Below are 19,483 nucleotides of genomic sequence, written 5' to 3' on the forward strand. Positions count from 1 at the left end.
CCCTGACCACCCTGCGACATAGGCTCGCCGCATGCACGCAGTCGTAGCCCGTGAAGCGGGCGGTCCCGAGGTCCTGCAGTACACCGAGCTCCCCGATCCGACGCCGGGTCCGGGCCAGCTCCTGGTCCGTGTCGCCGCGGCCGGTGTGAACTTCATCGACACCTATCGCCGCTCCGGCGTCTATCCCATGCAGTACCCGCACGTGGTCGGCGTGGAGGGTGCCGGCACCGTGGAGTCCCTCGGCGACGACGTCACGGGTTTCGCGGTCGGCGACCGCGTGGCCTGGCACGACGCCCCCGGCTCCTACGCGGAGCTCGTGGCGGTCGACGCCGCAGGCGCCGTCCCCGTGCCCGACGGGCTGGACCTCACCACGGCGGCCGCCCTCCCCCTGCAGGGCATCACCGCGCACTACCTCGTGCGGTCCACGTTCGAGGTGAGGCAGGGGCACGACGTCCTGCTGCACGCGGGAGCCGGCGGCGTCGGCCTGCTGGCCACGCAGCTCGCCGTCCTGCACGGCGGACGGGTCGTGACCACCGTCTCGACCCCGGAGAAGGCCGAGCTGTCCGCCTTGGCCGGCGCCGCGCACACCATCGACTACGCGGCGCTGGGCGACCTCACGGCCGAGCTGCCAGCGCTCGTGCGCGAGCTCACCGACGGCCGGGGCGTGCACGTCGTGTACGACGGCGTCGGCCGGGCCACCTTCGAGGCGTCGCTCGCCTCCCTGCGTCCGCGCGGGATGCTCGTGCTGTTCGGCGGCGCGTCGGGTCAGGTGCCGCCGTTCGACCCGCAGCGGCTCAACAAGGCAGGCTCCCTGTTCCTCACACGGCCGACGATCGCGCACCACACGCTCACCCGCGACGAGCTCGAGTGGCGCACGTCCGAAGTGTTCGAGGCCGCCGCGTCGGGTGACCTGAAGGTCCACGTCGGCTCCACCCTCTCGCTGGCCGACGCCGGTGCGGCGCACGAGGCCCTGGAGGGCCGGGCCACCACAGGCAAGGTGCTGCTGGTTCCCTGAGCCCCGGCCCTCTCGGTGCGGGTTCGGTGACTTCGGTCCGTTGCCTTGAGATCGGTCGTTTGATTGACCGATCTCAGAGCAACGGACCGAAGTCGTGGAGCTGCTGATGCAAGCGACCGATCTCGGAACCTCCCGTGCCGCACCACGGGTCTAACGTTGGAGCGAATCTTCGGCGGGCGAAACTCGTCGCACCCGGGCCCTTTACAGGGAATGGCTCAGTCGCGACAATTCACCCGTCGAGTTTTCTCTCGCCCGGAGGTTCAACGTGGTACTTCCTCGCTTCTCCCGTACAGCTCTCGCCGGCACCGCCGTCGCCGCCCTGGCCCTCGGGCTCCTCACGACCAGCGCCGCCGTCGCCACCCCGAGCGACGACGTCTCCGTCCAGGCGACCGTGCGCCCGAGCCTGGTGCTCGACCGCGACTTCCCCGACCCCGACGTGTCGAAGTTCGGCGACACCTACTACGCGTACGCGACCAACGAGGGCAAGAACCTGCCCTGGGCGACGGCGCCCGACCCGGACGGGCCCTGGACGTACCGGTCCACGGACGCCCTGCCGAACCTCGGAGCCTGGGCGAAGGTGGGGCGCACCTGGGCGCCCGACGTCTCCCGCCGCGCCGACGGCCGCTATCTGCTCTACTACACCGCCTGGCACGCGGCGTCCGACCGGCAGTGCATCGGCGCAGCCCTGTCCGACTCCCCCGGCGGCCCGTTCGTCCCGGTCGGCACCCAGCCGCTCGTCTGCCCGCTCAGCGCGGGCGGCGCCATCGACGCGTCCAGCTTCGTCGACACGAACGGCACCCGGTACCTGATCTGGAAGAACGACGGCAACGCCATCGGCGCCACCACCTGGATCCATGTCCAGCGCACGGCCGCGGACGGCATCACCTTCGAGGGCGGTGCCGCCCAGGTGCTGCGCAACGACCGGGCCGACGAGGCGGGCATCATCGAGGCGCCGGTGATCACCAAGGTGGGCAGCCAGTACGTGCTGTTCTACTCGGCGGGCCCGTACACGACCAACCAGTACGGCACGAGCTACGCGGTCTCGAGCTCGATCACCGGGCCGTACACCAAGGCGTTCCGGTTCCTCATGACCACCGCCTCGCTCGACGGCGCGGTGGGCGGCCCGGGCGGCGCCGACGTGCTGCGCGACGCCGGGGGCGACAAGCTCGTCTTCCACGGCCACCGCGCCGCGGGCGGCCGGGGCATGTACGTCGCCGACCTCGGCTGGGCCAACGGGAACCCCGTGGTGCGCGGCAGCCGGGTCCGGTACGAGGCCGAGCGCGGCACGCTGCACAACTGCACGGTCCGGGCGAACGCCGCCGGCGCGTCCGACGGCAAGGTCGTCGCGTACATCGACCACGCCGACAGCACCGTCGACGTCGGCTCGATCTACGTGCCCACCACCGGCAGCTACTCGTTGCACGTCGGCTACGCCAACGGCTCGGCCGGGACCGCCTCGCACACCGTCACGGTGAACGGGGCCGCGGCCGGATCCATCAGCTACCCCGTGACCGGCTGGGACAGCTGGCGGCAGGCCACCAAGGACGTCACCCTCCAGGCGGGCTGGAACACCGTCCGGCTGGGCAAGGGAACCGCGTTCGCGGAGGTCGACTACATCGAGGTCGCGTAGGTTCCAGACCCTCGTGCGGACATGATGTATCTTGACGTCAAGATACTCGACGACGAGGAGTGGACATGGCCGACTGGAACCCCGGCGCCTACCTGCAGTACACGGACGAGCGGTCCCGGCCGTTCACCGAGCTGGTCGCCCGGGTGCCCGGGACGCCCTCCACCGTCGTCGACCTCGGGTGCGGACCCGGCCACCTCACGCCGGTGCTCCGCGCCCGCTGGCCCGAGGCCCGGGTGACCGGCGTCGACGCCTCCCCCGCCATGATCGAGCGGGCACGCGCCGCCGATCCCGGCACCGAGTACGTGCTCGCCGACCTGAGCACCGACGACCACACCGCCGACCTCGTCATCAGCAACGCCGCGCTCCAGTGGGTACCCGGGCACCGCGACCTGCTCACGGCGCTCGCCGACCGGGCCGCGCAGACGTTCGCGTTCCAGGTCCCGGGAAACCACGACGCGCCCAGCCATCTCCTCCTGCGGGAGGTCGCCGGCCGGGAGCCGTACGCCGACGTCGTCGGACCGGTCGAACGGCGGGCCACCGCCGACCCCGCCGAGTACCTGGACCGCCTGGCCAGGCCCGGGTGGACCGTCGACGCGTGGGAGACCACCTACACGCACGTGCTGCACGGACCGGACCCCGTGCTCCGCTGGATCTCGGCGACCGGTGCCCAGCCCACGCTCCAGGCGCTGGAGGCCAAGGACCCGGCGCTGCGCACCCGGTTCGAGGAGGAGTTCGGGGCGGCGCTGCGCGAGGCCTACCCGGAGCGCGCCTACGGCACCGCGTTGGAGTTCCGCAGGGTGTTCGCGGTGGCGAGCCGGGCCTGAGCCCAGCTCCGGATCCGACGGCGGAGCGGTCCGGGCGCTACTGGCCCAGCCTGGCCCGCAGACCGGCGAGCTCGGTGTCGACGTACTGACGCGTGCGGCCCATGGTGAGCCCGCCGAGCAGCCAGGCCAGCCCGCCGGTCTGCGTGATCGCCAGGGTCACCCGGGAACGGCCGCCGGGCAGGGGCTCCACCAGGTGCTCCGCCTGCGTGGTGACGCCCGGCGCCTCGCTGATCCACGCGAAGTGCCGCGGAGCGTCCCACTCGTCGATCAGCCAGACAGCCAGGGGCATCCTCGGCTGCTCGATCCGCACCTGCGTGCCGACGTCAGGCGGGTTCGGGCCGTCGATGATCGACACCGAGGTCATGGAGGACGTCCAGTCGGGCATGTGCTCGACGTCGGACAGGACGGCCCATACGGCCTCCGGCGAGGCGTCGATCTCTGCGGACGTGCTGTAGTTCGGCATGCGTGCTCCTGTCGTTCCGGTGGTCGCCGGCCGGCGGCACACCCATAGTCTCGGCCCCATGGCACCTGGCGCGACGTGACCGACACGCGTCCCGGCCGACCGGCCGCGGCGAGCGCGACGCCCTGTCCATCGTCGTAGGCTGCCGGTATGACTGATCGCGCCATCCGCATTGCGCTGCAGCTCCAGCCGCAGCACGCCGACTACTCCGCCATCCGCGACACGGTGCTCCGCGCCGAGGACATGGGTGTGGACGTCATCTTCAACTGGGACCACTTCTATCCGCTCTCGGGCGACCCGGACGGCAAGCACTTCGAGGCCTGGACCATGCTCGGCGCCTGGGCCGAGCAGACCGAGCGGGTGGAGATCGGCGCACTCGTCACGGGGATCGGCTACCGCAACCCCGACCTGCTGGCCGACATGGCACGCACCGTCGACCACATCTCCGGCGGGCGGCTCATCCTGGGTCTCGGCGCCGGCTGGTTCGAGAAGGACTACGACCAGTTCGGCTACGAGTTCGGTACCGCCGGCTCGCGGATCGCGAGCCTTGCCGACGCCATGCCGCGGATCAAGGCCCGTCTCGCCGCGGGCAACCCGGCGCCCGAGCGGGAGATCCCGATCCTGATCGGCGGTGGCGGGGTCAGGAAGACGCTGCGCATCGTCGCAGAGCACGCCGACATCTGGCACGCCTTCGGCGATGTCGACGTCCTGAAGACCAAGTCCGCGATCCTCGACGAGCACGGCGCCGCCGTCGGCCGTGACACCGCCGCGCTCGTGGAGCGGTCGGTGGCTGTCAGCGGCGCGCCGGAGGCGACCGGCGACGCCCTGGTGGCGGCCGGCGCGACCCTGTTCACGATCGGTGAGAGCGGTCCGGACTACGACCTGAGCACCGTGCAGGCCTGGGTCGACTGGCGCGACGAGCGCCGCTGATCCTGCCGGGTCAGGCGATCTCCTCCGCCGCGGGCGTGACGGCCACCTGGGCCGTCACGCCCGACTCGATGTCGCGGGGCGTCACCCCGCGGCGGAGGCGCAGCGCGCTGTTGACCAGGCCGAGATGGCTGAACGCCTGCGGCGTGTTGCCGAGGTGGCGCCCGGTGCGCACGTCGTACTCCTCGCTCAGGAGCCCGAGGTCGTTGCGCAGGGTGAGCAGGCGTTCGAACAGGGCGACGGCCTCCTCCCGCCGGCCGATGCCGTGCAGCGCGTCGACCAGCCAGAAGTTGCACACCAGGAACGTCGACTCGTCGCCGGGCAGGCCGTCCACCCCGTCGTCGGCGTCGGTGTCGTACCGCAGCAGAAGCCCGTCCTCGCTCAGCTCCCGTTGCACCGCCTCCACCGTGCCCACCACGCGCGGGTCGTCCCAGGGCAGGAACCCGACCTGCCCGATCAGCAGCAGTGCGGCGTCCAGCCCGTCCGACCCGTAGAACTGCGTGAACGTGTTCCGTTCCGCGTCGAACCCGTGCACGCACACGTCGGCGTGGATCCGGTCGCGGACGGCGCGCCACTGCTCCACGGGCCCGTCGAGCCCACCCTCCTCGACGGCGCGTACCGCCCGGTCGAAGCCGGCCCAGGCCATGACGCGGGAGTGCACGAAGGCGCGGCGCGGACCGCGCACCTCCCAGAGCCCGTTGTCGAGATCGTCCCAGTGCTGCGCGAGGTGCTCCAGGAGCGACTTCTGCAGACGCCATGCCTCGTGGTCGTTCTCCAGCCCCGCCTCACGCGCCAGGTGCAGGGCGTCGAGCGTCTCGCCCCACACGTCGATCTGGAGCTGGCCCGCGGCGCCGTTGCCGATCCGCACCGGGCTCGAGCCCTCGAACCCGGGCAGCCAGTCGATCGTGTACTCCGGCAGGCGACGGCGCCCGTCGAGCCCGTACATGATCTGCAGGTCCGCGGGGTCGCCGGCGACCGCGCGCAGCAGCCATGCCCGCCAGTCGCGCGCCTCGTCGATGAACCCGGTGCCGATCAGCGCCTGCAGCGTGAACGCGGCGTCGCGCAGCCAGCAGTAGCGGTAGTCCCAGTTGCGGGCGCCGCCGATCTCCTCGGGCAGCGACGTCGTGGCCGCAGCGACGATGGCCCCGGTCGGCGCGTAGGTCAGCGCCTTCAGCGTGATGAGGGACCGGTGCACGGCGTCGGCCCAGGGCCCGGTGTACGTGGACCGGGCGACCCACGACCGCCAGAACTCCTCGGTGTCCCGGAGCGCCTCGTCCGCCACGACGGGCATCTTGGCTGCCAGGTGGGAGGCGTGATAGGTCAGGACGAACGGCACCCGGTCGCCCGGTCCCACGGTGAACCGGGCGCGGTGGACGAAGTCGTCGGCCACGCCGCTGGGAGTCATGACGACCGCCGGGTCGATGTCGACACGGACGGCGTCCGGACCCGCCACGGCCAGCAGGGCGCCGTCGTCCCGGGTGACCCAGGGCACGACGTTCCCGTAGTCGAACCGGAGCCGCAGCTCGGTGGTCATGGAGACGTGTCCGCTGATGCCCTCGACGATGCGCACGAGGTCGGCCTGTTCGCTGCGCGGCGGCATCAGGTCGATCACGCGGACCCGCCCCTCGGGCAGGTCCCACTCCGTCTCCAGGATCAGCGTGCCGTCGCGGTAGCCGCGTCTGGTGCAGTCGCCGGCCCCCTCGGGGCCGAGCTTCCACGACCCGTTGCGCTCGTCCCCGAGCAGGGCGGCGAAGCAGGCCGGGGAGTCGAAGCGCGGCAGGCACATCCAGTCGACCGCACCGTCCCGGCCGACCAGCGCCGCCGTCTGGAGATCTCCGACCATCCCGTAGTCCTCGATGCGGCGCGTCATCGCCACAGACTAAGTTCACCGCCCCGTCTCGACCAGGGGACATACCGTCAGGGCGACGAGGCGTCCGCCGCGTACACCCACCGGTACCCGGGATACTCGCCCAGCGACCACAGGTAGTCGCGGGAGTGCCCGTCCCCGCACCAGCACCGCCGGATGAGCGTCCCGTGTCCGCCCGTCAGCGCTTGGTCAGGGCGTCCGCCAGCGGGTCGTCGCTGCCCGCGGGCATGACCCGCAGCCGGCGGGCGGTCGCCTCACCGCCCTGCCGTGCGACGTCGGCGGCCAGCGCCTTGAGCGACTCGGGGGTGTCGTCCGAGACCCGCAGGAACCAGCCCGAGCAGGCGTCGAGCTCGCCGGCCGCTATCGCGTTCACGACGTCGGTCACGCGCTCGGCCGGCGTCCACCGGGTACGGCCCTCGTGCAGGGTCATCCCCGTCGTCATGTCGGTCCGCACCACGCCCGGCGCGAGCTCGAAGACACGCAGGCCGCGCGGGAAGCCATCGTTGTGGAGGTTGGCACCCATGCGCGTCAGCGCCGTCTTGCTCGCGTTGTACGCCGAGTAGCCGCCGCCCATCTCGTGCGAGCTCGCGCCCGAGGCCAGGTCGATGACCCGGCCGCCACCGCGCGCGATCATGCCCGGCAGGGCGTAGCGCATGAACAGGAAGGGCCCGCGCACGTTGGTCTCGAAGACCGACCACCACTCCTCGGGGTCGGCCTCCCACAGCGGGTGCTCGGACTCGATGGCGCCCGCGTTGTTGACCAGCAGGTCGACCGACCCGAGCGTGTCCTCGGCCTGCCCGACGGCGGCGCGCACCGCCGCCGGGTCCGACACGTCGGCGGTCAGCTCGACCGCCGTCACACCCTCGGCCCGGATCTCCGCGGCCACGGCCGCGAGGCGGGTGGCGTCCCGCGCGAGCAGGGCGACGTCCAGCCCTGCTCGCGCGAGACCCAGCGCGATCTCCCGGCCGATCCCGCGCGAGGCACCCGTGACGAGTGCGGTGCGGGACGGCGGGGTCGCCACGGTGCCGACCGCCTGGTGCGGGTCAGCCACGCAGGACCGCCCCGACCTTGGCCGCCGCCGACTCCACCACGGCGTCGCGTACCGCGCGGACCTCCTTCGCGGACAGCGTCCGGTCAGCGGCCCGCAGCCGGAGCGAGTAGGCGAGCGACTTCTTGCCCTCGCCCACCTGCTCCCCGGTGAAGACGTCGAACAGCGCCACGTCCTCCAGCAGCTCACCGGCGCCGGCCACGATGGCCGAGCGAACTGCCTCGGCCGGCACGCTGTCGTCGACCACGAAGGCGAAGTCCTCCTTGGCGGCGGGGAACGCCGACACGGGTGCGGCCGCCACGGGCTCGCCCGAGGCCGCCCCGACCAGGACGCTCAGGTCCACCTCGAACGCCGCGGCCCGGGCCGGGAGGCCCAGCGCCTCGACGACCTTGGGGTGCAGCTCGCCGGCGTGGCCGACGACCGTTCCGTCGGCGAGCTCGAGGCGCCCGCAGCGTCCCGGGTGCCACGGCATCTGCCCGGTGTCCGGGACGACCACCACCTCGGCCCGGGCGCGCTCGGCCACCAGGCGAGCCGCCGCGAGGGCGTCCTCCCAGCCTGCCGCGCGGCCCGCGCCCCACCAGCCGGCCAGCTCGCGCTTGCCGGTCAGCACGCCGGCGACACGACGCGGCTGGTCGGGGACCGCCGCGGCGAGCGCCGCGAGCTGCTCCTCGGTGGGCCGCACCCCACCGGGCAGCGTGGGCGCCGCGGGTGCGCCTGGCGTCGGGCGGGTGACGAGGCCGATCTCGTAGACCGCGAGGTCGGTCAGTCCGCGCGAGACGTTGCGCCGAACGGTGTCGAGCAGTGTGACGAGCAGGTTCGACCGCAGCAGCGGCCTGTCGTCGGCCATCGGGTTGGCGAGCCGGAGGGAGACGCGGCGCGGGTCGTCGGCGGGAAGGCCGAGCGCGTCGTACTCGGGGACGCCGACGAACGGGTAGCTGAGCGTCTCGACGAAGCCTGCCTCGGCCAGCGCCCGGGCCACCGAGCGACGCGTGCGCTGCTCGGAGGTGAGCCCCCGGCCGCCGGGCGCGGACGGGAGCACCGACGGCACCTGGTCGTAGCCCTGGATGCGCACGACCTCCTCGACCAGATCGGCCGGACCGGTCAGGTCGGGGCGCCAGGACGGCGGGGTGACGAGGAGGACCTGCACGGGCTCGACCACCGAGGACGCCTCGACGGTCGCGCCGATCTCCTCCAGGGTGCTGCGCACCTGCTCGGGGGTGTACTCGACACCCGAGAGCCTGGTGGGCTCGGTGACCTTGAGCGCGATAGGCGCCCGTACGGTCTCCGCGGTGTGGTCGAGGTCGCTCACCGCGGCGTCGGCGGTGCCGCCACCCAGCTCGACCAGAAGGTCCACGACGCGCTGCGCCGCGACCGCGGGCAGCAGCGGGTCCACGCCACGCTCGAACCGCTTGGCGGCCTCGCTCGAGAGCTTGTGCCTGCGTGCGGTGCGCGCGACGGTGATCTGGTCGAAGTGGGCCGACTCGACGAGCACGTCCGTGGTGGTGTCGCTGACCTCGGACGACGCTCCGCCCATGACGCCGGCAAGCCCGAGCACGCGGCTGCCCGCTCCCGTGGGCGAGTCCGTGATCAGGAGGTCCTCGCTGTCGAGCGCGCGGTCGGCATCGTCCAGCGTGGTGAGGCGCTCGCCGGTGGTGGCCCGGCGGACCACTATGGGGGCCGAGACCTTGGCGAGGTCGTAGGCGTGCAGCGGCTGCCCGAGATCGAGCATCACGTAGTTCGTGATGTCGACCGCCAGGGAGATGGACCGCATGCCGGAACCCTCGAGACGGTGCTTCATCCATGCGGGCGTCGGCGCGGCCGGGTCGATACCGCGCACGATGCGCGTCACGAACCGGTCGCAGCCGACCACGCCGTTGATCGGCGCGTCGTCGCGCACCTGGACCTCGAACCCGTCCGGGGTCGCGGCAGGTTCGGAACCCGTGGCCAGACCGTGGTCGGTGAACTTGGCCCCCGTGGAGTGCGCGTACTCGCGGGCCACACCGCGGTAGCTGAACGCGTACCCGCGGTCCGGCGTCACGTTGATCTCGAGGATCTCCTCGCCCAGGCCCAGGAGCGCCACAGCGTTCTGGCCAGGCGTGAGGTCGGCCTCGGCGAACCCGTTCCGGGTCAGCACCAGGATGCCGTCGTGGTCGTCGCCGATACCGAGCTCGTTGACCGAGCAGATCATGCCGTCGGACACGTGCCCGTAGGTCTTCCGGGCGGCGATGGCGAACGGTCCGGGCAGCACGGTGCCGGGCAGGGCCACGACCACGAGGTCGCCGGGCGCGAAGTTGTGCGCGCCGCAGACGATGCCACGCGCGCCGTCGGCGTCGTTGTGCTCGGGTCCGACGTCGACACGGCACCAGTTGATCGTCTTGCCGTTCTTCTGCGGCTCGGGCGTCATCTCGAGCACCCGGCCGACCACGAGCGGGCCGGTCACGGCGGCCCCGTGGATCGCCTCTTCCTCCAGGCCCACCTTGACGAGGTCGGCCGCGAGCTGCTCGGCGGTGAGGTCCGCGGGCACCTCTACGTGGTCAGCGAGCCAGTCCTTCACGATGAGGGGCACTTCAGATCTCCGTCCCGAACTGGGTGGAGAAGCGCACGTCGCCCTCCACGATGTCGTGCATGTCCGCGATCGAGTGACGCAGCATGAGCGTGCGCTCGATGCCCATGCCGAACGCGAAGCCCGTGTACTCCTCCGGGTCGACGCCCGCGGCGCGCAGCACGTTGGGGTTGACCATGCCGCAGCCGCCCCACTCGATCCAGCCGGCTCCGCCCTTCTTCTGCGGGAACCACAGGTCCATCTCGGCGGACGGCTCGGTGAAGGGGAAGAACGCCGGGCGCAGGCGCGTCCTGGCCTCCGGCCCGAACATCGCCCTCGCGAACGCGTCCAGCGTGCCGACGAGGTTCGCCATGGTCAGGCCCTTGTCGACCGCCAGCCCCTCGACCTGGTGGAACACCGGCGTATGGGTCTGGTCCAGCGCGTCCGTACGGAAGGTGCGGCCGGGGCACGCGATGTACAGCGGCACGCCACGCTCGAGCAGGGACCGCGCCTGGACCGGGGACGTGTGCGTACGCAGCACCAGGTTCGACTCACCGTCGTCGCCGTCGCCGGCCACGTAGAACGTGTCCTGCATCTGGCGCGCGGGGTGGTCCGGGCCGAAGTTCAGCGCGTCGAAGTTGAACCACTCGGCCTCTACCTCGGGGCCGTCGGCGATCTCCCAGCCGAGGCCGACGAAGAAGTCGGCGATGCGCTCCTGGACCAGCTCGATCGGGTGGCGGGCGCCCGCCGTCGTGCGCTGGACCGGGAGGGTGACGTCCACCGACTCCTCTGCCAGCACGCGCGCGTCGCGCTCACCCTCGAGCTCTGTCTGACGGGCCGCTATCGCCTGGTTGATCTGCCCGCGACGCGGGCCCACGAGCTTGCCGGCCCTGGCCTTGTCCGGGCCGGGCAGCGCGCCGATGCCCCGGTTGGCGAGGGCCAGGGAGCTGCGGTCACCGGTGTGCTGGGTGCGGACGGCCTTCAGCGCGTCGAGGTCGCCGGCCTTGGCGATGTCGTCGAGCGCGGCCTGGACCGCGGCGTCGAGCGCCGCCTCGTCGAGCGGATCGATGGGTGCCTTCTCATCGGGCGTGGACATGCTTGCCTTCCTGGCGGATTCGGGAGCCGGTTCGGTCCCCTGCCTGGGACCCTCTGCCGGCAAATGCAGTCTAGGTGCCCGCCAGGGCTCAGGACGCGTTGTCCACAGGGCAGCTCAGTGCCCGCGCGCAGCGCTCGCCGCACAGCCCATGGCGGGCTGCATAAATCGGCGGGTCAGTGGCTGCATGGGGGTCATCATTCCATGCCGGGTGTGGGCAGGCAACGTCGATAGCGGCGTCCGGACGATCAGCGCTTGGCACACTTTTTTGGCGTGTCAGTGGGTCGACGTAGGGTGCAACACATGTTCGAAGGATCTTCGGACACTCTCGTCTCCACGGCCGGGGCGGCCCTGGTCCCGGTCGTGGAGGCGGACCTCCTGCGGAGGACCACCGGGAGGCCTACCGTCCGGTCAGCCCTCGAGCGCCCAGGTCTCCACGATCTCGTAGCGCGGGCCGCCCTGGGCACCCTCGCCGGGGTGGGACTCGACCAGCGCGAACGAGTCAGCGGTCCAGTCCGGGCCGGCGTACACGGACAGAGCCTGAGCGGCGGGCTCCAGCGCCGACCGGGGCTCGGCGCCCGCGCGCTTGCCCCAGCGGTCCCGCCCGCGCGGCGGCTTCACCTGGCCGGCACGCGCCCGGGCCACGGTGACGTGCGCGCGGTGCGGCTTCACGTCGTCCGGCACCTCACGGGGCGAGGCGGCCAGGCAGTCGGCCGCCAGATCCTTCAGCGCACCGGTCCCGCCGTCGACGCCGATCCACAGGACCCGGGCGCCGAACGATCCCGCACCGCGCAGCCGCAGGTCGATCGGCGCGTGCTTGCGCGCGACGTCGGCCAGCTCGTCGCGCAGCTCAGGCACCGTTCCCTCGGGAAGGTCCGCGTAGAACGCGAGGGTGATGTGCAGGCTCTCCCGAGGCACCCAGCGCGGGGAAGCGGGTACGCCGTCGATGGCGAGCCCTAGATGGTCCTTGACACGCTGGGGCGGGAAGACCGCCGTGAACAACCGCACCCGGCGATCTTAGGCGAGCGCCCCGTCCGGACGGGACATGATCTCGCCACGCACCGGCGCACGGCCGGCCCGCGACGTGCGCCGGCTACCGCTTCCTGCGACGCGTCACGGCCCAGGCGACGGCGGCCACCGCGAGCACCAGCGCCACCTGGGCGCCGAGGACTATCCGGTTCACGTCCACGGCCGGGACCCAGCGCACACCGCTCTCGTCCACGACGAAGGCCCCGGCAGGCTCCGCACGGCGACCGAAACCGAACCCGCTGCCCTCCCCCTCGGCCAGGGCGCCCGGTTCCGTGCCGCGCCCGGCAGGATCGGCCTGGTCCTCGGACGGCGCCGCGTCGGCCGTACCGCCCGGCTCCGTGCCACCCCCGCCCCCGGCGCCACCGCCCGACCACACGCGTGCGGCGGGGATCACGATCGCCCCGTCGCGCTCGATCGGCTCGCCGTAGACCTCCCGGATGCCGAAGGCCTCGGCCAGCGACTCGCTGATGCGGCTCAGATCAGGTGTGTGCCTCATGCGTCCACCGTAGGTCCCGGCTCCCCCGCGCGATACGGCACGGGTCGGGACAACCCACCGGTTCACCCGGGGGGCTGCCCGCTGGGAAGGCCGGCGGTGCGGCGCCACGCTGGGTACCCCGGGCACCTCCGGGTCCCGCCGACGTCAGGAGCAGCCATGACCACCCAGGAACCACACGCCCTCGGCCGCCGGACCTTTCTACGGGCAACCGCCGCGGCCGGTGTCGCTACGCTCGCCGGGGTGACGACACCGAACGCCGCGTGGGCCGCGCCCGGGCCGGCCGGACAGGCGCACCGTCCCGTGGACCAGCGGTCGATCGACGTCGCGACCGGCTCGATCGAGAACGACCTCATAGCGCTGCGGCGCGACATCCACGAGCACCCCGAGGTGGCGGGCGAGGAGCGCCGCACCGCTGCCCTCGTGGCCGACCGTCTGCGGGCCGCGGGGCTCGCGGTCACGACGGGCGTCGGCGGCCACGGAGTGGTCGGCATGCTGCACGGGGCACGCAAGGGCCGCACCGTCGCCTACCGCGCCGACATGGACGCGGTGCGGGCGGGTCAGACGACCGGCGGGGTCACGGACACGGGCCATCTGTGCGGGCACGACCTGCACACCACCGTCGGGGTCGGCGTCGCCGAGGTGCTGGCCGGACTGCGGTCGCGGCTCAGCGGGAGCGTCGCGTTCGTGTTCCAGCCCGCCGAGGAGAACCTCACCGGCGCCCGGGCGATGCTGGACGACGGCGTGCTGCACCGCACCGGCGCCCGGGAGCTCCACGCGCTGCACTGCGGCCCGATGCCGGTGGGGACGCTCGCGGTGACGCCAGGGTTCGGCATGCCGGGCCTCGACCGTGGCACGGTCACCCTCAACGGCCCTGACGCCGTCGCGCGGGCCGAGGCTCTCGCCGCGGACGTCCTGGGCCTGGCCACCATCCGGCGTCCGCAGACACTGGAAGACATGGACCAGCTCCTGGTGGACCTCGGGACGCCCGACGGCCCGCTGGCCCGGTTCGTCAACATCCAGCACGCCACGCCACAGCCGAGCCAGGACGGCTCCGTCACCGTGGCGACGTCCTACCGGTGCTGGCCCGAGGCGCGCTACCTCGAGGTCCGCGCCGACATCGGGGCGATCGCGGCCCGGTACGGCGCCGGCGCGGAGTTCCCCGACGCCCCGTTCCCTGCCCTGCTCTCCCCGGAACGGGACGGCACCCGGCTGGAACGGCATCTGCGCCGTTCGCTCGGACCCGAACAGGTGTCTCGGATGCAGGCCGCACCGCCCTTCAACGGGGAGGACTTCGCGCTGTTCGGTCAGCGGATCCCCGTCACGTACACCTTCCTGGGCGTGCGGTCGCCTGGCGCGCTCGTCACCACGGGCTTTCCGCACCACGTGGACTTCGAGCCGGACGAACGCGCCATCGGCACGGGAGTACGTGCGATGGCGGGCTGGCTCGCCGAGCGGGCGCGACGCATGTGAACCACCCCCGGGCCTGCCGAGCACCAGCGGTCTAGAGCCACCACCTGCGCGAGCAGAGCGCAGCCAGCACGGCGCCCACGGTATTGACGAGGACGTCGTCCACGGAGGCCACGCGGCCCAGGTCGAGCACGTACTGGAGGGCCTCGACGGTCGCGGAGACCCCGGCGGCGAGCACGGCCACACGGGCGAGTACCGCCACCGCGTGGCGGCCGGTGTCCGGGGCGAGCCGGAAGCGGAGCGGCAGGAAGAAACCGAGGGCAGCCAGCACCAGGAGGTTACCGCCCACCTGGACGACCACCCCCGCGACCGGACCGCCGAGCTGCGCGGCGAGGTCCCGGAACGGGACGAGCGAAAGAGCCCGGTCGCCCGGCCGGGGCGTGAGGATCATCCAGACCCAGGGCGCGGTGCCGGCGATGATGCCGACCTCGGCGACCGAGTGCCGCCAGGCCTGTTGCCGCGGAACTCCTCGCAGCATTCGCAGGCGCACGAGCAGGCGGATCGCCACCAGCGCGACCACCAGCCCGAGCAGCGCAGGACGCAGCACGTGACCCCACTCGCCCCAGACCCCTGACCACAGCACGTCGCGATCCTAGGCATGCGCTTCACCCAGGCAACGAACCAACCTCCCCCGAAGAGATGTCAGGCACAAGACAGTCAGGCACTTGACAGAGTTGAGCTCGAGGCGCATCGTTGTTGTCATGCACCTGACAGACAGGTGCCTGACAATCAGGAGAAGCAATGAGATACCCCAACGACATCGAGCCGGACGACGGCATCGACGAGAGCGCGGCCGCTACGGCCGAGACCGACGAGAACGAGACCGACGACCCGCGCCAGGAGGCGATGAACCGCCTGTCGACGGTCGGCATGCTGCAGCTGCACCACGCCAAGCGCGCCAGGCGGAGCGGACGCGGGGCCCCGTGGCTGGACCCCAGCCAGGGGCAGGGCCGCGTGCTCGCCCTGCTGCAGCTGAAGCCCGAGACCACCCAGAAGGACCTCACGTTCCTGCTGGGCATGTCCCGCCAGGCGACCGCCGAGCTGCTGTCCAAGCTCGAGAAGCAGGGGCTGATCGAGCGCGAGCCCTCGGCCGACGACAAGCGCGTGGTCGTCGTCCGGCTCACCGAGGCGGGCAAGGCGGCCGAACAAGCCACCGAGCGCCCGCCGCACGGGACGCCGGAGCTGCTGGACGTCCTCGACGACGACGAGGTGGCGCAGCTGTCCGGCTACCTGGCCAGGATCCTCGAACGCGCCGAGCGTGAGTGGGCCGGCGAGTTCGGCGAACGTCGCGAGGCGTTCGAGGAGTTCTGGCGCTCACGCGGCGGCTTCGACCCCCGCATGCGCGGGTTCGGCCGCGGCGGGTTCCCCGGCGGCCCGGGTGGGTTCCCCGGCGGGCCCGGTGGATTCCCGGGCGGCCCTGGCGGACCCGGTGGGTTCCCCGGCGGCCCTGGTGGATTCCCGGGAGGACCCGGTGGGTTCCCCGGCGGACCTGGCGGTCACCCCGGGCCGCACGGCCGGCGCAGCCGACGCGGTCGCCGGGACGACCAGGGCGAGGAGTGACGGCAGGTGTGCCGGACCTCAGCCGCGTCCAGCGCGTTCAGCGCTGGGCGCGGCTGCTCGCGTAGAGGCAGACGGTCGCCGCCGTGGCCAGGTTGAGCGACTCCGCCTTGCCCCGGATAGGCACCCGCACGACGGCGTCGGCCAGCGCGCGGTCCTCCTCGGGCAGCCCCCAGGCCTCGTTGCCGAACACCCAGGCGGTCGGCCCGGCAAGATCGGGTGCCGCGCCGGAACCGGCGTCGTCCAGGAGGTCGTCCAGGTCGAGAGGACCGGTCCCGTCGGCCGCGAGGACATGACACCCGGCGGCGCGCAGCTCGGCCACCGCCGCAGCGAGTGACATCCCGGTGACCACCGGCAGATGGAACAGCGACCCGGCGGTCGAGCGGACCACCTTGGGGTTGTGCACGTCGACGCTCTCCCCCGCGAGGACCACGAGGTCGGCCCCGGCGGCGTCGGCGGCCCGGATGACGGTGCCCGCGTTCCCGGGGTCACGGACGGTGGCGAGCACCGCAACGAGCAGAGGCCGTCCGGCGCGCTCCGGCTCCCGCGCGGCCAGCGCCTCGCGCAGCGACGGCACGGCGGACCGCACGACCGCGAGCACACCCTGGGCGTCGGCACTCATCGCCTCGAGCACCTCAGGGGTGCCGAGATGCACGAACAGCCCGGCCGAGCGGGCGTCGTCGACAATCTCCGCGTACCGCGTCGCGGCCGACGTCGTCAGGTAGACGTCCCGGACGGACGGCGCCGCGTGGCGGACCGCCTCTCGCACGCCCTGCGGGCCTTCGACCAGGTACAGCCCGTGCTTGGAGCGCGCCGAACGCCCGGCCAGTGCCCGTACCTGCTTGACGCGGTCGGCTCGCGGGTTCGCGAGCGTCACGTCAAGCGCTGACGGGGCCTCCGAGGAGGCGGCTGGCCGGGCGTCCGGTGAAATGCTCAACCTCAGGCAGCGGCCGGGGCGTTGACATCCGCCGGCAGCGCGTCCTTGGCGACCTGGACGAGGGCGTTGAACGCCGCGATGTCGTTGACCGCGAGCTCAGCGAGCATGCGGCGGTCGACCTCGACACCAGCGGCCTTGAGGCCCTGGATGAGGCGGTTGTAGGTCAGACCCTGCGCGCGGGAAGCAGCGTTGATGCGCTGGATCCACAGCTTGCGGAAGTCACCCTTCTTCTTCTTCCGGTCACGGTATGCGTAGACCAGGGAGTGGGTGACCTGCTCCTTCGCCTTACGGTAGAGGCGCGAGCGCTGGCCGCGGTAACCGGCGGCGCGCTCGAGGGTTGTACGGCGCTTCTTCTGGGCATTTACTGCCCGCTTCACGCGTGCCACGTGAGACTCCTTGTACTTCGGGGCTGAAAGGGTTCTTGGCGACGCCTGTCAGGCGTGCGCCACAAAAATCACTTACCGAGCAGGCGCTTGACCTTCTTGACGTCAGACGGTGCGACGACCTGGTCCATGGCCAGACGACGCGTGCGACGGCTGGACTTGTGCTCGAGGTAGTGGCGAGCGTTGGTCTGCTCGCGCATGATCTTGCCGCTACCCGTGACCTTGAACCGCTTCTTCGAACCGGAGTGCGTCTTGTTCTTCGGCATGACTGCCGTTTCTCCTCATGTCGGTCGACCGCTGCTGGAGCGGCGACGTTGTACCTGGGCCGGTGGGCCGACCTGGTGTCGTAGTGGTCTTGGGGACCGCGTCTCAGCCGGCCTTCGGTGCACGCGGCTTGGGGGCCACGGGCTTCGGCGCCGGCTTGGGGGCCGGGACGGGCTTCGGAGCTGCCTTGGCGGCCGGCTTCGCTGCCGGCTTCGAGGCAGTCTTGGCCGCAGGCTTGGTGGCTGGCTTCGGCTCCACCGGGGCGGGCGTCTCGACGACGGGCTCGGGCTCGGCCTCGGCGACCGGCTCGGGCTCGACGACGGGCTCGGGCTCCGGCTCGACGACGGCTACGGGCTCGGGCTCCGCGACGGGCTCCTCGACGACGGGCTCAGGAGCCGGCGCGGCGGCAGGCTCCTCGACCGTAGTCTCTGAGATCTCGTCGACCTGGTCCTCGACCGGCTCCGAGGTCTCGGGCTCGTCGGCCGCACGGGCCTGCGCCTTCGCCTCGGACTTGGTCATCCGGCCGGCGTTGATCTCGGTGGAGCGCTTGCGCTGCTCGACCTTGGCGTCCGCCTTCTTCTTGACCGGCCCGAGGACCATAGTCATGTTGCGGCCGTCCTGCTTCGGCATCGACTCGACGAAGCCGAGCTCGGCGACGTCCTCCGCCAGACGCTCCAGCAGGCGACGACCCATCTCCGGGCGCGACTGCTCGCGGCCGCGGAACATGATCATGACCTTGACCTTGTCGCCGGCCGAGAGGAAGCGGACGACGTGGCCCTTCTTCGTCTCGTAGTCGTGCGGGTCGATCTTCAGACGGAACCGGATCTCCTTGAGAACCGTGTTCGCCTGGTTACGCCGCGCTTCTCGCGCCTTCATGTCGGACTCGTACTTGAACTTGCCGAAGTCCATGAGCTTGGTGACAGGCGGGCGAGCGTCCGGCGCAACCTCGACGAGGTCGAGGTCAGCGTCCTGGGCGAGCTTCAGGGCGACCGCCGTGGCAACCACGCCGACCTGCTCCCCGCCAGGACCGATGAGTCGGACCTCGGGAACACGGATCCGGTCGTTGATGCGAGGCTCGGTGATGGTGATGCTCCTCAGAAGTCGTTGATCGACCACCAGGAACGAGAAATGGCTCCCGCCCTGAACACAGGTGGAAGCCATCACAAGGAAAGGGTGCCCGGACCGGCGAAGAACTGAGCCGATACCGCTGCACCCGACCAAGGACCCGGCCTCTGTCGGCACCTTGCGGCGCTCGGTCGTGACTCGGGTGGGATGGTGATCCACTTTGTGCACCCGGCTCTCACCGGGTCGGTCGTGCCCCCACGATAGCAGCATGCCGGCGTGGGTCGCCATACCGGCCGGTGTGAGGTGGGCCGCGCCCCGGCACGAGCCTCCAGCCCCGGCGCAAGCTCGAGCACAACTGGAATCATTCCAGTTTAGCGGGTAGGGTGAAAGCCATGACGTCGACCGCCTCCGCTGCCGTGACGCCGGAGGACCTCCTCCGCGGCGCCGGCCTGCGCGTGACCGCCCCCCGCGTGGCGGCCCTGCGGGCGGTGGGCCACAGCCAGCACGCCACCGCCGACGACGTCCTGAGCTCGGTCCGCGCGGAGCTCGGCACGGTCTCGGTACAGGCGGTCTACGACGTCCTGCACGCACTGACCGACGCCGCTCTCCTGCGCCGCATCGAGCCCGCCGGCCACCCGGCACGCTACGAGCGCCGGACGGGCGACAACCACCACCACATCGTCTGCCGCTCCTGCGGCGCCATCGGTGACGTGGACTGCTCGGTCGGCCATGCCCCCTGTCTGACCCCCAGCGCCGACCACGGGTTCGTGGTCGAGACCGCCGAGGTCACGTACTGGGGCCTGTGTCCGGACTGCAGCGCCTGAGCCCGCCCGCAGAGCCGGGCACCAAGAGTTCGCCGACCCACGCCGAACCCCGCCA

Annotated in this window: 19 protein-coding genes; 7 read left to right on the top strand and 12 right to left on the bottom strand. The window is 72.1% G+C overall.

Features of this window, described 5'->3' with window-relative positions:
• The first annotated feature begins 31 nt into the window (after positions 1 to 31).
• The 3 genes from ACNYC2_RS16050 to ACNYC2_RS16060 all read left to right on the top strand — a co-directional run bounded on the left by ACNYC2_RS16050 (position 32) and on the right by ACNYC2_RS16060 (position 3,469).
• On the top strand, positions 32 to 1,015 hold the full coding sequence (locus ACNYC2_RS16050) for a quinone oxidoreductase family protein (protein ID WP_419702750.1): 984 nt from the start codon (positions 32 to 34) through the stop codon (positions 1,013 to 1,015).
• 265 nt (positions 1,016 to 1,280) lie between these two features.
• Complete coding sequence (locus ACNYC2_RS16055; RefSeq protein WP_419702751.1) at positions 1,281 to 2,645, top strand: family 43 glycosylhydrolase; 1,365 nt, start codon at positions 1,281 to 1,283, stop codon at positions 2,643 to 2,645.
• A 65-nt stretch (positions 2,646 to 2,710) separates the two neighbouring features.
• On the top strand, positions 2,711 to 3,469 hold the full coding sequence (locus ACNYC2_RS16060; RefSeq protein WP_419702752.1) for a methyltransferase domain-containing protein: 759 nt from the start codon (positions 2,711 to 2,713) through the stop codon (positions 3,467 to 3,469).
• Between the two features lie 37 nt (positions 3,470 to 3,506).
• Here ACNYC2_RS16060 and ACNYC2_RS16065 read toward each other — a convergent pair whose 3' ends face one another.
• Positions 3,507 to 3,932, bottom strand: coding sequence for an SRPBCC family protein (locus ACNYC2_RS16065; RefSeq protein ID WP_419702753.1), 426 nt, complete (start codon positions 3,930 to 3,932; stop codon positions 3,507 to 3,509).
• Between the two features lie 147 nt (positions 3,933 to 4,079).
• Here ACNYC2_RS16065 and ACNYC2_RS16070 point away from each other — a divergent pair, with 147 nt between their 5' ends.
• A complete protein-coding gene (locus ACNYC2_RS16070; protein WP_419702754.1) occupies positions 4,080 to 4,859 on the top strand; it encodes an LLM class F420-dependent oxidoreductase in 780 nt (259 codons plus the stop codon).
• 10 nt (positions 4,860 to 4,869) lie between these two features.
• On the opposite strand, the gene ACNYC2_RS16075 is transcribed toward ACNYC2_RS16070, so the two are convergent.
• From ACNYC2_RS16075 to ACNYC2_RS16100, 6 genes are all read right to left on the bottom strand, one after another.
• Positions 4,870 to 6,726: a glycoside hydrolase family 15 protein gene (locus tag ACNYC2_RS16075; RefSeq protein WP_419702755.1), complete on the bottom strand. Its 1,857-nt coding sequence runs from the start codon at positions 6,724 to 6,726 to the stop codon at positions 4,870 to 4,872.
• Between the two features lie 175 nt (positions 6,727 to 6,901).
• Positions 6,902 to 7,774, bottom strand: a complete 873-nt coding sequence (locus ACNYC2_RS16080) for an SDR family NAD(P)-dependent oxidoreductase (RefSeq protein ID WP_419702756.1) — start codon at positions 7,772 to 7,774, stop codon at positions 6,902 to 6,904.
• On the bottom strand, positions 7,767 to 10,337 hold the full coding sequence (gene pheT / locus ACNYC2_RS16085) for a phenylalanine--tRNA ligase subunit beta (protein ID WP_419702757.1): 2,571 nt from the start codon (positions 10,335 to 10,337) through the stop codon (positions 7,767 to 7,769). The genes ACNYC2_RS16080 and pheT overlap by 8 nt, the downstream gene beginning before the upstream one ends.
• A 1-nt stretch (position 10,338) precedes the next feature.
• Positions 10,339 to 11,409: a phenylalanine--tRNA ligase subunit alpha gene (pheS, locus tag ACNYC2_RS16090; protein ID WP_419702758.1), complete on the bottom strand. Its 1,071-nt coding sequence runs from the start codon at positions 11,407 to 11,409 to the stop codon at positions 10,339 to 10,341.
• Positions 11,410 to 11,817: 408 nt separating this feature from the next.
• Positions 11,818 to 12,414: an RNA 2',3'-cyclic phosphodiesterase gene (gene thpR, locus ACNYC2_RS16095; RefSeq protein ID WP_419702759.1), complete on the bottom strand. Its 597-nt coding sequence runs from the start codon at positions 12,412 to 12,414 to the stop codon at positions 11,818 to 11,820.
• An 85-nt stretch (positions 12,415 to 12,499) separates the two neighbouring features.
• Positions 12,500 to 12,931 carry a hypothetical protein gene (locus tag ACNYC2_RS16100; RefSeq protein WP_419702760.1) on the bottom strand — a complete coding sequence of 144 codons (432 nt, stop codon included), beginning with the start codon at positions 12,929 to 12,931 and terminating at the stop codon, positions 12,500 to 12,502.
• A gap of 240 nt (positions 12,932 to 13,171) precedes the next feature.
• Between ACNYC2_RS16100 and ACNYC2_RS16105 the strand changes: the two genes are divergently transcribed.
• Complete coding sequence (locus ACNYC2_RS16105) at positions 13,172 to 14,401, top strand: M20 metallopeptidase family protein (RefSeq protein WP_419702761.1); 1,230 nt, start codon at positions 13,172 to 13,174, stop codon at positions 14,399 to 14,401.
• Between the two features lie 31 nt (positions 14,402 to 14,432).
• Here the strand turns inward: ACNYC2_RS16105 and ACNYC2_RS16110 are convergent, their stop codons facing one another.
• Positions 14,433 to 14,981, bottom strand: coding sequence for a VanZ family protein (locus ACNYC2_RS16110; protein ID WP_419702762.1), 549 nt, complete (start codon positions 14,979 to 14,981; stop codon positions 14,433 to 14,435).
• A 158-nt stretch (positions 14,982 to 15,139) separates the two neighbouring features.
• Here ACNYC2_RS16110 and ACNYC2_RS16115 point away from each other — a divergent pair, with 158 nt between their 5' ends.
• Positions 15,140 to 15,958, top strand: coding sequence for a MarR family winged helix-turn-helix transcriptional regulator (locus tag ACNYC2_RS16115; RefSeq protein WP_419702763.1), 819 nt, complete (start codon positions 15,140 to 15,142; stop codon positions 15,956 to 15,958).
• Between the two features lie 37 nt (positions 15,959 to 15,995).
• Here ACNYC2_RS16115 and ACNYC2_RS16120 read toward each other — a convergent pair whose 3' ends face one another.
• From ACNYC2_RS16120 to infC, 4 genes are all read right to left on the bottom strand, one after another.
• Positions 15,996 to 16,832, bottom strand: coding sequence for a TrmH family RNA methyltransferase (locus ACNYC2_RS16120; protein WP_419702764.1), 837 nt, complete (start codon positions 16,830 to 16,832; stop codon positions 15,996 to 15,998).
• Between the two features lie 62 nt (positions 16,833 to 16,894).
• A complete protein-coding gene (rplT, locus tag ACNYC2_RS16125) occupies positions 16,895 to 17,278 on the bottom strand; it encodes a 50S ribosomal protein L20 (protein ID WP_116674657.1) in 384 nt (127 codons plus the stop codon).
• A gap of 68 nt (positions 17,279 to 17,346) precedes the next feature.
• Positions 17,347 to 17,541: a 50S ribosomal protein L35 gene (gene rpmI / locus ACNYC2_RS16130; protein ID WP_116674656.1), complete on the bottom strand. Its 195-nt coding sequence runs from the start codon at positions 17,539 to 17,541 to the stop codon at positions 17,347 to 17,349.
• A gap of 103 nt (positions 17,542 to 17,644) precedes the next feature.
• Positions 17,645 to 18,700, bottom strand: coding sequence for a translation initiation factor IF-3 (gene infC, locus ACNYC2_RS16135; protein ID WP_419707844.1), 1,056 nt, complete (start codon positions 18,698 to 18,700; stop codon positions 17,645 to 17,647).
• Between the two features lie 296 nt (positions 18,701 to 18,996).
• Between infC and ACNYC2_RS16140 the strand changes: the two genes are divergently transcribed.
• Complete coding sequence (locus tag ACNYC2_RS16140) at positions 18,997 to 19,428, top strand: Fur family transcriptional regulator (protein WP_419702765.1); 432 nt, start codon at positions 18,997 to 18,999, stop codon at positions 19,426 to 19,428.
• Positions 19,429 to 19,483 lie beyond the last annotated feature (55 nt).

Origin of the sequence: Promicromonospora sp. NFX87, assembly GCF_048564965.1 — a bacterium.
In the GTDB taxonomy this organism is placed as follows: domain Bacteria; phylum Actinomycetota; class Actinomycetes; order Actinomycetales; family Cellulomonadaceae; genus Promicromonospora.